This is a genomic window from Streptococcus mitis (assembly GCF_002005545.1).
Lineage (GTDB): Bacteria > Bacillota > Bacilli > Lactobacillales > Streptococcaceae > Streptococcus > Streptococcus mitis_I.
The window spans coordinates 1,729,546-1,743,512 of sequence record NZ_LBMT01000001.1 but is presented as its reverse complement, the minus strand read 5'-3'; the positions used below and the strand labels follow the sequence as shown (position 1 = coordinate 1,743,512).

The following is a 13,967-nucleotide window of genomic DNA, read 5'->3' as shown; positions in this document are numbered from 1 at the left end:
AAGCCGTTGCAAAGCGGTTTTTTGTTATAATGAAGGGAAGAATGTTAGAAATTAAAGGAGAAAAATTTGATGAGATACATAACTCTTGGTCAAGATGACAAAGAATTATCAGAAATTGTTCTCGGAATGATGAGAATAAAAGATAAGTCTGTAAAAGAAGTTGAAGAGCTTGTAGAAACAGCACTTTCTGTTGGAATCAATGCTTTTGACTTGGCTGATATATATGGTCGTGGTCGTTGTGAAGAACTGTTAGGTCTTGTCCTAAAAAATCGTCCAGATTTAAGAGAAAAGATGTGGATTCAGTCCAAATGTGGCATTCGCATAGAAGAATTTACCTATTTTGATTTTTCAAAAGAGTATATATTACAATCAGTTGATGGGATTTTAGAAAGATTGCAGGTTGATTATTTAGATAGTTTGCTTCTTCATCGACCAGATGCTTTGATGGAATCTGACCAAGTAGCAGAAGCCTTTGATTTCCTTTATAAACAAGGTAAGGTTCGAAATTTTGGAGTTTCTAATCAAAATCCCATGATGATGGAGTTGCTTAAAAAAGATGTCAAGCAGCCGTTAGCTGTTAATCAGCTACAATTGAGTGCGGCTTTTACTCCAGGATTCGAATCAGGTTTTCATGTTAATATGGAAGATAGTCAAGCAGCTATGCGAGATGGCAGCATTTTTGAATATTGCAAATTACACGATGTGGTCATTCAAGCATGGTCTGTCTTACAATTCGGGTATTTTAGAGGGAATTTTGTTGGCAATGAGAAATTTCAAGCTTTAAATCAAGTACTTGAGCGTTTAGCTATTAAATATGGAGTAACTTCTTCAACTATTGCCATTTCTTGGATATTGCGTTATCCAGCAAAAATGCAGGCAGTCGTAGGTACAACAAATCCTAAGCATTTGAGAGAAGTTAGCCAAGCGGCAAACTTTAGCTTAACAAGAAAAGAATGGTATGAAATTTATCTTGCAGCAGGGAATAATTTACCTTAGGAAAAAATACATTTAAAGAAATCACAGTCAAAAAAACGTTGAAAAACGTTTTTTTGTTATGTGACCATTTGTCTGTCTTGATTCGTTAGGTACGGTTCATTAACGAATGATTATGATTTATACTCAATGAAAATCGAAAAGCAAACTAGGAAGCTAGCCGCAAGCTGCTCAAAACACTGTTTTGAGGCTGTAGATAAGACTGACGAAGTCAGTCACATATATACGGTAATGCGACGCTGACGTGGTTTGAAGAGATTTTCGAAGAGTATAACTATTCTGATTTACATACTATCAGGGAAGCAGTATCCCATAATTGAGGCGGCACGCTAGTAGGTACTATAAAATGGACTAGAGTACTTTTTTGATTGGGTATAAAACATCATAGAGAATAAAAAATAGGTTAGGATTTTTTGTCCTAACCTATTTTTACATGAAATAAACAATGGCGATGTATTGGAGTGCGGACGCAGCCAGGATAAAGAGATGCCAAATCATGTGGAAATAAGGTTTTTTCTTTGCATAAAACCCAGCTCCAACTGTATAACAAAGTCCGCCAGTTACCATGAGACTCCAGAAAATTGGTGTCGTTTGACTGATAATGGCAGGAATGATAGCTAGAACCACCCAGCCCATAATCAGGTAAAGAGCAAGGCTAAATTTCTCATTGACCTTTTTAGCAAAGATTTTATAGAGAATACCAAAGATGGTCGTTCCCCATTGGATGGCAATAATCAGATAGCCAAACCAGTTATTCATTAAGGTTAAGACGACTGGTGTATAAGAGCCTGCGATAGCCACATAAATCATCGAATGGTCGATGATTCTCAAGACATATTTATGGGTCGAACCATAGGCCATAGAGTGATAAATGGTGGATGATAGGAACATGAGAAAGAGACTAATAACGAAAATGGAAACTCCGATAGATGATAAAAATCCGTGTGTCTCATAACTATAGGTGGAGGAGATAGGCAGTAAGATGAGCATGATGATTGCACCTACGGCATGGGTCACGCTATTAGCAATCTCCTCTCCAAAACTGAGTTGTTTGCTGAGTTTAAGACTGGTGTTCATTGGATTACCTCCTCTTGAGTATGATCGATTAAGGCTAGAGTTTGATGATAGAGTTTAACGGTTTGGCAGCTGGTTTGGATGATAGGGTTAGCTGGATCAATTCCTTGGTTCATGTAGTTTACAAAAGCATCGTAGAGTTGGTCTGAACTTGCTTGAGTTTGGAGAGTATTCAGTGTCTGGGCTATTTCTTGAATAGAAAAGACAGACTTGAGGGTTGTAATAGCAATCAAACGGGCAATCTGTTGGCGTTGGTATTTTTTCTTGTCAGGCTTTGTCAGGTAACCATGTTTGACATAATTATTGACCATAGATGCTGTCAGGCCCTTATCTTTATCAGGAGAGATAGGGGCGCAGACCTGATTGACATAGAGCAAAACTTGGTCCAGATAGAGGTCAATATTTGGGATTTCTGCCCATTTTGGGTAGGAAAAGGTGGTTTTCATTTTCAACTCCTTTTTATCTAGTTTTAATAACTAGAGTATAAAGTAACAAAAATAAAAAGTCAAGTTTTAACTGCTTGTGAAAAGGCTTAAATTATGCTATGATGGGAGAAACTAGTCAGAAATGAGGAGAAAAGATGGAGATTCGTTTAGCTTTTCCAAATGAAGTAGATACCATCATGCAAGTGATGAAGGATGCTAAAAAATGTTTAGCAGATGCTGGTAGTGACCAGTGGCAAAATGGCTATCCAAATGCTGATATTATTATTGAGGATATTATCTCAGGTCAAGCCTATGTAGCCTTGGAAGAGGGAGAATTACTAGCTTATGCAGCTGTGACCAAGAGTCCAGAGGCAGCCTATGAAGCCATTTATGAAGGAAGCTGGCAATCTGTAGAGTCAGAGTACCTAGTCTTTCACCGTATTGCTGTGGCAGCAGATGTCCAGGGACAGGGAGTTGCTCAAACTTTCTTAGAGGGATTGATTGAAGGTTTTGATTATCTTGATTTTCGCTCGGATACACATGCTGAAAACAAAGCTATGCAACATATTTTTGAAAAACTTGGTTTTAAACAGGTTGGTAAGGTTCCAGTTGATGGCGAACGCTTGGCCTATCAAAAATTGAAGAAATAATGCAAAAGAAGTACGCAAAAATGCTCTACTATTCGCCAATTGGTATTCTATCTCTCGTAGCTGATGACCATTATTTATATGGAATTTGGGTGCAGGGGCAGAAGCATTTTGAGAGAGGACTAGGAGATGAAACGATAGAAGAAGTTGTTAGTCACCCCATTTTAACCCCAGTTATTGCTTGCTTAGATGATTACTTTAAAGGCAAGTTTCAGGATTTATCCAACTTGCCCTTGGCTCCACTCGGAACAAATTTTGAAAAGCGAGTTTGGGACTATTTACAGGGAATTCCTTATGGTCAGACAGTGACCTATGGACAAATAGCGAAAGACCTACAAGTGGCTTCTGCCCAAGCAATTGGTGGAGCAGTGGGACGTAATCCTTGGTCTATCCTAGTACCTTGTCATCGTGTGTTGGGAGCAGACAAGCGTCTGACAGGTTATGCTGCAGGAGTAGAAAAGAAAGCTTGGCTCTTGGAGCATGAAGGCGCAGATTTTAAAGATATAAACAATAGAAAGTGAAACACATGTTAGAATTTATTGAATACCCAAAATGTTCAACTTGTAAAAAAGCAAAACAAGAATTAAACCAACTCGGTGTGGACTACAAAGACGTCCATATCGTCGAAGAAACACCTAGTCAAGAAGTCATTTTAAACTGGCTAGAGACCTCAGGTTTTGAGTTAAAGCAATTTTTTAACACCAGTGGGATCAAATACCGTGAATTGGGGCTGAAAGATAAGGTAGGAAATCTGTCAAACCAAGAAGCAGCTGAGTTGCTAGCAAGCGACGGAATGTTGTTAAAACGACCGATTTTAGTGGAGAATGGAACTGTTAAGCAAATCGGTTATCGAAAAGCTTACGAAGAATTGGGATTGAAATAGTTTTTATCTATCTCTTTGATAGATAAAATATATAGCCTCCCTGTTTCAAAGTATGATAAACTAGTAGGTAGACAAAGTCTGTATCTGACCGTAGCAAATAATTTCATTGACGGCAGAAGTATGGTAGAATGAATCATTATCAGGAGAGGATGTTTTTATGAATGTTACAACGATTTTAGCATCAGATTGGTACCAAAACTTGATGCAATTGATTCCGGATGGTAAGCTTTTTAGCCTGCGTTCGGTCTTTGATGGAATTCCGAGAATTGTCCAACAACTTCCAACAACGATTATGTTGACCATTGGTGGTGCTCTTTTTGGCTTGGTTTTGGCACTTCTTTTTGCCATTGTGAAAATCAATCGTGTTAAAATTTTATATCCCTTGCAGGCCTTCTTTGTTAGTTTCTTAAAAGGGACACCGATTTTGGTGCAACTCATGTTGACCTACTACGGAATTCCCTTGGCTTTGAAAGCCCTCAATCAGCAATGGGGAACTGGTCTCAATATCAATGCGATTCCAGCCGCTGCTTTTGCGATTGTCGCCTTTGCTTTCAATGAAGCAGCTTATGCGAGTGAAACAATTCGTGCAGCCATTCTCTCAGTCAATCCTGGTGAGATTGAGGCGGCACGCAGTCTGGGTATGACCCGAGCACAAGTTTATCGTCGCGTAATTATTCCAAATGCAGCAGTTGTGGCAACTCCAACCTTAATCAATTCCCTAATTGGCTTGACCAAGGGAACTTCCCTAGCCTTTAGTGCGGGTGTTGTGGAAGTCTTTGCCCAAGCTCAGATTTTAGGTGGAGCTGATTACCGCTATTTTGAACGCTTTATCTCCGTTGCCCTTGTTTATTGGGTAGTCAATATTGGAATTGAAAGCCTCGGTCGTTTCATTGAGAGAAAGATGGCTATTTCTGCACCTGATACAGTGCAAACAGATGTGAAAGGAGACCTTCGTTAATGATTAAGATTTCGAATTTAAGCAAATCCTTTTCAGGACAGACTGTCTTGGATCATCTGAACTTGGATATTCAAAAAGGGGAAGTTGTAGCCTTGATTGGTTCTTCAGGAGCTGGAAAATCAACCTTCCTTCGTAGTCTCAATTATCTTGAAACACCTGATAGTGGCTCTATTCAGATTGATGATTTCTCAGTTGATTTTTCTAAAATCACTCAAGAAGAAATTCTTACCCTACGCCGTAAGCTGTCTATGGTTTTCCAACAGTTTAATTTGTTTGAACGCCGCACAGCACTTGATAATGTAAAAGAAGGCTTGGTTGTTGTCAAGAAATTATCTGATCAAGAAGCGACTAAGATTGCCAAGGAAGAGTTGGCTAAGGTTGGACTTTCTGATCGTGAAAACCATTATCCTCGCCATTTATCAGGTGGTCAAAAGCAACGGGTTGCTCTAGCGCGTGCGCTTGCTATGAAACCAGATGTTTTGCTCTTGGACGAACCAACTTCAGCCCTTGACCCAGAATTGGTCGGTGAAGTAGAGAAGTCTATTGCAGATGCTGCTAAGTCAGGTCAGACCATGATTTTAGTCAGTCATGACATGTCCTTTGTAGCCCAAGTGGCTGATAAAATTCTCTTCTTAGATAAGGGGAAAATCATTGAGTCTGGAACACCGGATGAGATTATCCACCATCCAAAAGAAGAGCGGACAAAAGAATTCTTCGCTAGTTACAAACGGACGTATATTTGATATAATAGATAAAGGAAAACTCAGTTAGCTGGACTAGCTGAGTTTACTCTTTAAAAAAGATAGAAATGAGAGAAATCATGCTACTGCAACTATTTTCTTTATATTTCGAGAGTTTGATCTTGACCACCATCCTCGTCCTGATTTTTTTAGGGATTTGGATTGGACTGAGAGCCATGTCGGGAGTTGATAAGACAGCTAAGGCTCGCCAAGCCCATCTCTATGATATGATTATGATTGGGGTCTTGGTTGTTCCAGTATTATCCTTTGCGGTTATGAGTTTAATTCTTGTTTTCAAAGCATAATCCTTGCTTGATTGACAAGAAAGAGTTAGAATAAAGAAAGTTACAACAAGAAAGAAGGAATCTATATGTACGATACTATTATTATCGGTGCTGGACCTGCAGGGATGACTGCAGCCTTGTATGCTGCTCGAAGCAATCTGAAAGTAGCCTTGATTGAAGGTGGTCTGCCAGGTGGTCAGATGAATAATACATCTGATATTGAAAATTACCCAGGATACGCTAATATTAGTGGGCCAGAATTGGCAGAAAAGATGTTTGAACCGCTTGAAAATCTTGGTGTTGAGCACATTTATGGCTATGTTGAAAATGTCCAAGACCATGGTGATTTTAAGAAAGTGATTACTGATGACCAAACATATGAAACTCGTACCGTTATCGTAGCAACTGGTTCTAAACACCGTCCTTTGGGAGTGCCTGGAGAAGAAGAACTGAACAGTCGAGGTGTTTCTTACTGTGCCGTGTGTGATGGTGCTTTCTTCCGTGACCAAGATTTGCTGGTAGTTGGTGGTGGAGATTCGGCTGTTGAAGAAGCCCTCTTCTTGACTCGTTTTGCTAAGACTGTTACCATTGTTCACCGTCGTGACCAACTTCGTGCTCAAAAGGTTTTACAAGATCGTGCCTTTGCGAATGAGAAAGTCAACTTTATCTGGGATTCTGTAGTGAAGGAAATCAAGGGTGAAAACAGAGTAGAATCTGTCGTATTTGAAAATGTGAAAACAGGTCAAGTGACAGAGCAAGCCTTTGGTGGTGTCTTTATCTATGTTGGATTGGACCCTCTTAGCGATTTTGTTAAAGAATTGAATATCCAAGATCAGGAAGGTTGGGTTGTGACAGATAACCACATGAAAACTGCAGTTGACGGTATCTTTGCAGTTGGAGATGTTCGCTTGAAAGACCTTCGCCAAGTAACAACAGCAGTTGGAGATGGAGCTATCGCTGGTCAAGAAGCTTACAAGTTTATCACCGAACATAGTTAATTATGAAAACGCATAGTATCAGATTTACAAAAAATTTGACACTATGCGTTTTATTGTGGGAAAATTAATTTCATTTTCTACTGAAATTGAGTTTTGCCAGCCTCTTATATTTTTAGAAAAATCCTTTAATCTTGCTAACGAGTCCATCTAGACCTTCTGAACCGGAAATCAACTGCTGAGCTTGAGAGAAGTATTCTCCAAGTTGTTCTTGATTTTCTGCAACGAATGTTTTAGCAGCTTCGAAATCTTTTGTTTCGATTAACTCTTTTACTTGATTAAACAAATCTAATGGGTTCATCTTATTTCTCCTTTTCTGTACTTAATTATTTAACCATCTTTATGATAAAAAATCAACTGTTGCTGCTTTTGGCTAGGACTTGTTTTTATCTACAAGTTCTCATAACTAAGATTCTAACTACCAAAACAAGGTGGACATAAAAATGTTCGGGTTTTTCTAGTGTATCCATGAAATAAAAACGGATACATGATATAATAGAGATAGCTCTTTAATGGAGGTGTTTGAGTGGAAAATCTGAAGAAAATGGCAGGTATCAAGGCTGCTGAATTTGTCAAGGATGGGATGGTTGTCGGACTGGGAACGGGGTCTACTGCCTATTATTTCGTAGAAGAAATCGGTCGTCGTATCAAGGAAGAAGGATTGCAGATTACAGCTGTAACGACTTCTAGTGTGACTAGTAAACAGGCTGAAGGGCTTAATATCCCACTCAAGTCTATTGACCAAGTAGACTTTGTCGATGTGACAGTCGATGGGGCGGATGAAGTGGATAGTCAGTTTAATGGAATCAAAGGCGGTGGTGGTGCCCTCTTGATGGAGAAGGTTGTTGCAACGCCCTCAAAAGACTACATTTGGGTAGTGGATGAAAGCAAGCTGGTCGACAAACTAGGTGCTTTTAAATTGCCAGTAGAAGTGGTTCAGTATGGCGCAGAACAAGTCTTTCGTCGTTTTGAGCGAGCTGGCTACAAACCAAGTTTCCGTGAAAAAGATGGCCAACGTTTTGTGACCGATATGCAGAACTTTATCATTGACCTTGCCTTGGATGTCATTGAAGATCCAATTACTTTCGGACAAGAATTGGACCATGTCGTTGGCGTCGTGGAGCACGGCTTATTCAACCAAATGGTGGATAAGGTCATCGTTGCTGGACGAGACGGGGTTCAGATTTTAACTTCAACAAAAGCAAGATAACTAAAATAATAAGGAGATACACTATGTCAAAATTTAATCGTATTCACTTGGTGGTACTAGATTCTGTAGGAATCGGTGCTGCACCAGATGCTAATAACTTTGTCAATGCAGGGGTTCCAGATGGAGCTTCTGACACACTGGGACACATTTCTAAAACCGTTGGTTTGAATGTGCCAAACATGGCTAAAATCGGTCTTGGAAATATTCCTCGCGAAACTCCTCTTAAGACTGTACCAGCTGAAAGCAATCCAACAGGTTATGCAACAAAATTGGAAGAAGTATCTCTTGGTAAGGATACTATGACTGGGCACTGGGAAATCATGGGCCTCAACATTACTGAGCCTTTCGATACTTTCTGGAACGGATTCCCAGAAGAAATCTTGACAAAAATCGAAGAATTTTCAGGACGTAAGGTCATTCGTGAAGCCAACAAACCTTACTCAGGTACAGCTGTTATCGATGATTTTGGACCACGTCAAATGGAAACTGGAGAGTTGATTATCTATACTTCAGCTGATCCTGTTTTGCAAATTGCTGCCCACGAAGACATTATTCCTTTGGACGAATTGTATCGTATCTGTGAATACGCTCGTTCGATCACCCTTGAGCGCCCTGCCCTTCTAGGTCGTATCATTGCTCGCCCTTATGTAGGTGAACCAGGTAACTTCACTCGTACAGCCAACCGTCGTGACTTAGCCGTTTCTCCATTTGCACCAACTGTTTTGGATAAATTGAATGAAGCAGGTATCGATACTTACGCTGTTGGTAAAATCAACGATATCTTTAACGGTGCTGGTATCAACCATGACATGGGCCACAACAAGTCAAACAGCCATGGAATTGATACACTATTGAAGACCATGGGCCTTGCTGAGTTTGAAAAAGGATTCTCCTTCACAAACTTAGTTGACTTTGATGCTCTTTACGGCCACCGTCGTAATGCTCACGGTTATCGTGATTGCTTGCACGAGTTTGATGAACGCTTGCCTGAAATTATCGCAGCCATGAGGGAGAACGACCTTCTCTTGATTACTGCTGACCATGGAAATGACCCAACTTATGCAGGAACAGACCATACTCGTGAATATATTCCACTTTTAGCTTACAGCCCTAGCTTTAAGGGAAATGGTGTCATTCCAGTTGGACATTTTGCAGATATCTCAGCGACTATTGCCGATAACTTTGGTGTTGAAACTGCCATGATTGGGGAAAGTTTCTTAGATAAATTGGTGTAAGATGACGCGCTATGCTTTACTGGTTAGGGGCATTAATGTCGGTGGGAAGAATAAGGTTGTCATGGCGCAACTTCGTCAAGAACTGACAGAGTTGGGACTGGGAAAGGTTGAAACCTACATCAACAGTGGCAATATTTTCTTTACTTCGACAGATCCCAAAGCCCAATTGGTTGAAAAGTTAGAGTCTTTCTTTGAAATCCATTATCCATTTATTCAGAGCTTTTCCTTGCTGAGTCATGAAGACTATGAAGCGGAACTTGAAAATCTACCTAAATGGTGGACTAAAGATTTGGCACGAAAGGATGTCCTCTTTTACACGGAGGGCTTGGATGTGGCTCAAGTCATCAAGAAAGTGAACGGTTTGGAACTGGAAGATGAAGTCGTTCATTTTGGAAGACTTGGGATTTTCTGGGGGAAATTCTCTGAGGAATCCTATTATGCAACTGCCTATCACAAGTACTTGCTCAAGATGCCTTTTTATCGCAACATCACCATTCGCAATGCAAAAACCTTTGACAAAATCGGTCAAATGCTAAAAACTAATAAAGGAGACACACAATGACATTTTTAAACAAAATCCATGAAACTGCTACTTTCCTGAAAGAAAAGGGAATTTCAGCCCCTGAGTTCGGTCTAATCCTTGGGTCAGGACTTGGAGAATTGGCAGAAGAAATCGAAAATCCAGTTGTAGTAGACTATGCTGAGATTCCAAACTGGGGCCGTTCAACAGTAGTTGGTCACGCTGGTAAATTAGTATATGGTGACCTTGCAGGTCGCAAGGTTTTGGCTCTTCAAGGTCGTTTCCATTTCTACGAGGGAAATCCTCTTGAAGTCGTGACTTTCCCAGTACGTGTGATGAAAGTTCTCGGATGCGAAGGTGTCATTGTAACCAATGCAGCTGGAGGTATTGGATTTGGTCCTGGTACCTTGATGGCTATCTCAGACCATATCAATATGACGGGGCAAAACCCATTGATGGGTGAAAACTTGGATGATTTTGGTCCACGTTTCCCAGATATGTCTAAAGCCTACACACCAGAATACCGTGCTACTGCCCATGAAGTGGCTAAAAAACTTGGTATCAAGCTTGATGAAGGTGTCTATATCGGTGTTACTGGTCCAACTTATGAAACACCAGCAGAAATTCGTGCCTATAAGACACTGGGAGCGGATGCAGTTGGTATGTCTACTGTTCCTGAAGTTATTGTGGCAGCCCACTCAGGCTTGAAAGTTCTAGGAATTTCATGTATTACTAACTTTGCGGCTGGTTTCCAAGAAGAACTCAACCACGAAGAAGTTGTGGAAGTAACAGAACGTGTTAAAGGTGACTTCAAAGGCTTGCTGAAAGCAATTCTTGCTGAATTGTAAAAAAATTGGTGATGGCATTAGACTAGAGATGAAGGTTTTAGTTCTCATCGTCTTCAGTAGAGAAGATTGGGTTTGTTGTGATTAAAAGATGAACAAAAATCCAATCAACTACTATATCTTTAGTAAAAATTTATCACATGCTTATTTATCAATTATTGGTAAATAGGGGAAAATAAAAGAAAGTTAGAAAAGAATGAAAATCGGTCAACGAATTATGCGCTTTGGCATAAAAAAATTAAGTATCGGGGTTGTATCTGTTGCAGTTGGTTTTGCTTTTTTAGCACCGACAGGAATTTTTGCCAATGAAGGAAGTCCAGTTGTGAAAAACGAAACTCCTCTAGTAGTAAATGCAACGGATAGTCCGACAAAACTAGAAAATACTGATAAAAAACAGGAAACGCCTCTTATAGAGGAAAGAGTGGCAGTTATCCAACCAGCTCCGGAAACAAAAGAAGTCCTTAAAAATCAGAAGGAAGAAGAAAAGCTGGAATCCCATAAAACAGAGCCTGCTCTAGTTCCTGAAGAAGTGAATAAAGAGGAAAATGTAAAGGATGAGTCTACAACTTCTCGTCCTGTGACAGCAGAAGATCTTTTGAAAATCTCAAAAGGAGAACTGCACTCAGAAAATGATTTGCTTGACAATTCTCTTTATGGTGAAAAAGTCCTTGATTTAGAAGGTGATGATGATCAGGATGGTATCAAAAATAAGGATGAGCTTTATGTTTATCGTAAAGATGGTAAGGACTATTTAGGATATAACAGTCATCCATTACTGGCGGACAGTGATGGAGACGGATTAGCAGATGGGGAAGATGATAATAAGAAACAATGGTATGTTACAGATCGAGACGCTCTTCTCTTTATGGAATTATCCTATCGTGATGATGACTATATCGAAAAAATTCTAGATCATAAAAATCCATTTCCGAGTCTCTACTTGAATCGTCAAGAATATAAGATGATGCACAATGAGTTAGCTCCGTTTTGGAAGATGAAAAAAGCTTACCATACAGCTAGTGGTTTGGATGCTTATCTATTTGAAACTAAGAGTGATCTTCCTTATTTAAAAGACAATACTGTTCAAATGTTGGCTATACGTGGGACAAGACTGAATGATGCCAAAGATTTGAGAACGGACTTGACCTTGCTAGGAGGAAATAAACCTGCACAAGCGGATGATATCCGCAATGTGGTAAAAGAATTGGCGCAGGATTCCACTATAACCAATCTCTATATGACAGGCCATTCTTTAGGAGGCTATCTAGCTCAAATAGCAGCAGTTGAAGCTTATCAGAAATATCCTACTTTTTATAATAATGTTTTGAAAAAAGTGACAACATTTAATGCACCTAAGGTCATTACTTCAAGAACAATCTGGAATGCCAAAAATGGTTTCTGGGATGTAGGACTAGAAAGTCGGAAGCTCGCTGTAAATGGAAAAATTAAACATTATGTAGTGGATAACGACAATGTGGTTACATCTGTGCTACAAAATGATAGTGATGTGGTGACATCTACAGGAAGTGCCAATGTTAAACACCGTTCGCGTGGCTATTTTGAAAGCCGTATGAATGATATTCCAAACTTTAATATTGGAAAACGAACAACATTGGATAAGCAGGGTTACCGTGATCCAAAACTGGAAAAAATTTCTTTCTTTAAGAAACAACAAGTCCCTCTGTCATCTAGTCAACCAAGCGCTGAACCTCTTGAAAATATAGCTCTAGGGAAACGGGTTACCCAAAGTTCGACAGCTTTTGGAGGTGACGCTAGAAGGGCTGTAGATGGAAAAGTTGATGGGAATTATGCTCATCATTCTGTAACGCATACAGAGTTTCAATCTAAGCCTTGGTGGCAAGTTGATTTAGACAAGGAAGAAACGATTCGTCAAATCAATATCTATAATCGAACAGATACTGCTCAGGATAGGCTTACCAATTTTAATGTGATTCTTTTAGATAGTTCTGGGAAAGAAATTGACAGAAAGCGCATTGCATCTCTGAAAGATATCTCTGCACAAATTGCAATTGACTATAAAAAAGCTCGTTTTGTCCGTATTGAGTTAGATGGTTATAATGCTCTCAGTCTCGCAGAAGTTCAAGTTTTGCGTGCTGAGAATATCGCATGGAAAAAGCAAGCACGCCAAAGTTCTACCGAGTTTGGAGGAGATGCTAGTCGTGCTCTAGATGGAAATACTAATAGTAACTACAGCCAGCAATCAATTACTCATACAAAATTTGAAAACCAGCCTTGGTGGGAAGTTGATTTAGGTCGTACAGAACAGGTAGGACTTGTCCGTCTTTATAATCGTGGAGATGGCGAACTTTCCAAACGTTTGGCAGATTTTGATGTGATTTTATATGATGAAAAAGGGAAAGAAGTTACTAGAAAATATGTTTCTCGTTTAGAAAGGAATCGTCTAGATCTTCAGTTGGATGGCAAGTTGGGTCGCCGTGTCCGCATTCAACTACGTCAAAAAAATCAAGCTCTCAGTCTTGCTGAAGTAGAAGTATTTCGATTTATAGCTAAGAATGCTGTGACACCACCAACTTCTAAGCCAGTACAAGTGTTAAATTACACTCCTGTAAAAGATAAAACCCTAACTATTCAGCATAGTGGAGCTTACATTGCACGCTATTCTATAACTTGGGAAGAAGTTGCAGTAGATAAAAATGGTCATTCAGTTGTTCGCAGTCATTCTTGGGAAGGAAATGGACGTAACCAGATTGCAGGTTTTGTACTCAACCTTCCAATTAAAGAAAATATGAGAAATCTTCGAATTAAGATCGAAAAGAGAACAGGTCTTATCTGGAATAGATGGCAAACAATCTATGACAACAGACCTCTTCTCGCCCAACCACATAGAAAAATCACTCATTGGGGTACGACATTGAATTCCAAGGTGAGTGACGATGATGTCTTGTAATCTGATGATACAATGACAGTTAGTTAATTTAGTTTATAAGAAAGTACTACCTGAGCTTGAATAGAACTCAGGTAGCTCTCTGTGAAAGAACAAAATGAATACTCAATGAAAATCAAAGAGCAAACTAGGAAACTAGCTGCAGGCTGCTCAAAGCACTGCTTTGAGGTTGTAGATATAACTGACGAAGTCAGCTCAAAACACTGTTTTGAGGTTGCAGATAGAGTTGACG

Annotated in this window: 16 protein-coding genes; 13 read left to right on the top strand and 3 right to left on the bottom strand. The window is 39.7% G+C overall.

The genetic code is table 11. From position 1 onward, the window contains the following. Positions 1 to 69 precede the first annotated feature (69 nt). Positions 70 to 996, top strand: coding sequence for an aldo/keto reductase (locus QS39_RS08825; RefSeq protein ID WP_077805270.1), 927 nt, complete (start codon positions 70 to 72; stop codon positions 994 to 996). A 426-nt stretch (positions 997 to 1,422) separates the two neighbouring features. Here the strand turns inward: QS39_RS08825 and trhA are convergent, their stop codons facing one another. Both trhA and QS39_RS08810 read right to left on the bottom strand, forming a co-directional pair. Next, positions 1,423 to 2,070 (bottom strand): PAQR family membrane homeostasis protein TrhA, encoded by a 648-nt coding sequence (gene trhA, locus QS39_RS08815; RefSeq protein WP_077805269.1) that lies wholly within the window; start codon positions 2,068 to 2,070, stop codon positions 1,423 to 1,425. Continuing rightward, positions 2,067 to 2,513 (bottom strand): DUF1836 domain-containing protein, encoded by a 447-nt coding sequence (locus QS39_RS08810; RefSeq protein ID WP_077805268.1) that lies wholly within the window; start codon positions 2,511 to 2,513, stop codon positions 2,067 to 2,069. Before QS39_RS08810 ends, trhA begins: the two co-directional genes overlap by 4 nt. A 134-nt stretch (positions 2,514 to 2,647) precedes the next feature. On the opposite strand from QS39_RS08810, the gene QS39_RS08805 reads away from it, so the two are divergent. The 7 genes from QS39_RS08805 to trxB all read left to right on the top strand — a co-directional run bounded on the left by QS39_RS08805 (position 2,648) and on the right by trxB (position 7,002). Further along, a complete protein-coding gene (locus tag QS39_RS08805) occupies positions 2,648 to 3,142 on the top strand; it encodes a GNAT family N-acetyltransferase (protein ID WP_077805267.1) in 495 nt (164 codons plus the stop codon). Continuing rightward, entirely contained in the window at positions 3,142 to 3,660 is a 519-nt protein-coding gene (locus QS39_RS08800; protein ID WP_077805266.1) for a methylated-DNA--[protein]-cysteine S-methyltransferase, read from the top strand. The genes QS39_RS08805 and QS39_RS08800 overlap by 1 nt, the downstream gene beginning before the upstream one ends. A 5-nt stretch (positions 3,661 to 3,665) precedes the next feature. After that, positions 3,666 to 4,022: an arsenate reductase family protein gene (locus QS39_RS08795; RefSeq protein ID WP_077805265.1), complete on the top strand. Its 357-nt coding sequence runs from the start codon at positions 3,666 to 3,668 to the stop codon at positions 4,020 to 4,022. Between the two features lie 157 nt (positions 4,023 to 4,179). Continuing rightward, the gene (locus QS39_RS08790; RefSeq protein ID WP_001103449.1) at positions 4,180 to 4,980 is read left to right on the top strand and encodes an amino acid ABC transporter permease; all 801 of its coding nucleotides are present in this window, start codon (positions 4,180 to 4,182) and stop codon (positions 4,978 to 4,980) included. Continuing rightward, the gene (locus QS39_RS08785; RefSeq protein WP_077805264.1) at positions 4,980 to 5,723 is read left to right on the top strand and encodes an amino acid ABC transporter ATP-binding protein; all 744 of its coding nucleotides are present in this window, start codon (positions 4,980 to 4,982) and stop codon (positions 5,721 to 5,723) included. Before QS39_RS08790 ends, QS39_RS08785 begins: the two co-directional genes overlap by 1 nt. Positions 5,724 to 5,800: 77 nt before the next feature. Further along, on the top strand, positions 5,801 to 6,025 hold the full coding sequence (locus QS39_RS08780; protein WP_000926599.1) for a DUF4059 family protein: 225 nt from the start codon (positions 5,801 to 5,803) through the stop codon (positions 6,023 to 6,025). A gap of 65 nt (positions 6,026 to 6,090) precedes the next feature. Continuing rightward, positions 6,091 to 7,002, top strand: a complete 912-nt coding sequence (gene trxB, locus QS39_RS08775; RefSeq protein ID WP_077805263.1) for a thioredoxin-disulfide reductase — start codon at positions 6,091 to 6,093, stop codon at positions 7,000 to 7,002. 112 nt (positions 7,003 to 7,114) lie between these two features. Here trxB and QS39_RS08770 read toward each other — a convergent pair whose 3' ends face one another. Further along, on the bottom strand, positions 7,115 to 7,300 hold the full coding sequence (locus QS39_RS08770; protein WP_001068559.1) for a hypothetical protein: 186 nt from the start codon (positions 7,298 to 7,300) through the stop codon (positions 7,115 to 7,117). 225 nt (positions 7,301 to 7,525) lie between these two features. Between QS39_RS08770 and rpiA the strand changes: the two genes are divergently transcribed. The 5 genes from rpiA (at position 7,526) to QS39_RS11520 (ending at position 13,738) form a co-directional block, all read left to right on the top strand. Then, positions 7,526 to 8,209 (top strand): ribose-5-phosphate isomerase RpiA, encoded by a 684-nt coding sequence (gene rpiA, locus QS39_RS08765; RefSeq protein ID WP_077805262.1) that lies wholly within the window; start codon positions 7,526 to 7,528, stop codon positions 8,207 to 8,209. A 23-nt stretch (positions 8,210 to 8,232) separates the two neighbouring features. Further along, positions 8,233 to 9,444 carry a phosphopentomutase gene (locus QS39_RS08760; RefSeq protein WP_077805261.1) on the top strand — a complete coding sequence of 404 codons (1,212 nt, stop codon included), beginning with the start codon at positions 8,233 to 8,235 and terminating at the stop codon, positions 9,442 to 9,444. 1 nt (position 9,445) lies between these two features. Continuing rightward, a complete protein-coding gene (locus tag QS39_RS08755) occupies positions 9,446 to 10,006 on the top strand; it encodes a DUF1697 domain-containing protein (RefSeq protein WP_077805260.1) in 561 nt (186 codons plus the stop codon). Continuing rightward, positions 10,003 to 10,812, top strand: coding sequence for a purine-nucleoside phosphorylase (locus tag QS39_RS08750; RefSeq protein WP_077805259.1), 810 nt, complete (start codon positions 10,003 to 10,005; stop codon positions 10,810 to 10,812). The genes QS39_RS08755 and QS39_RS08750 overlap by 4 nt, the downstream gene beginning before the upstream one ends. Before the next feature lie 193 nt (positions 10,813 to 11,005). Continuing rightward, entirely contained in the window at positions 11,006 to 13,738 is a 2,733-nt protein-coding gene (locus QS39_RS11520; protein ID WP_077805258.1) for a galactose-binding domain-containing protein, read from the top strand. The last annotated feature ends 229 nt before the right edge of the window (positions 13,739 to 13,967 follow it).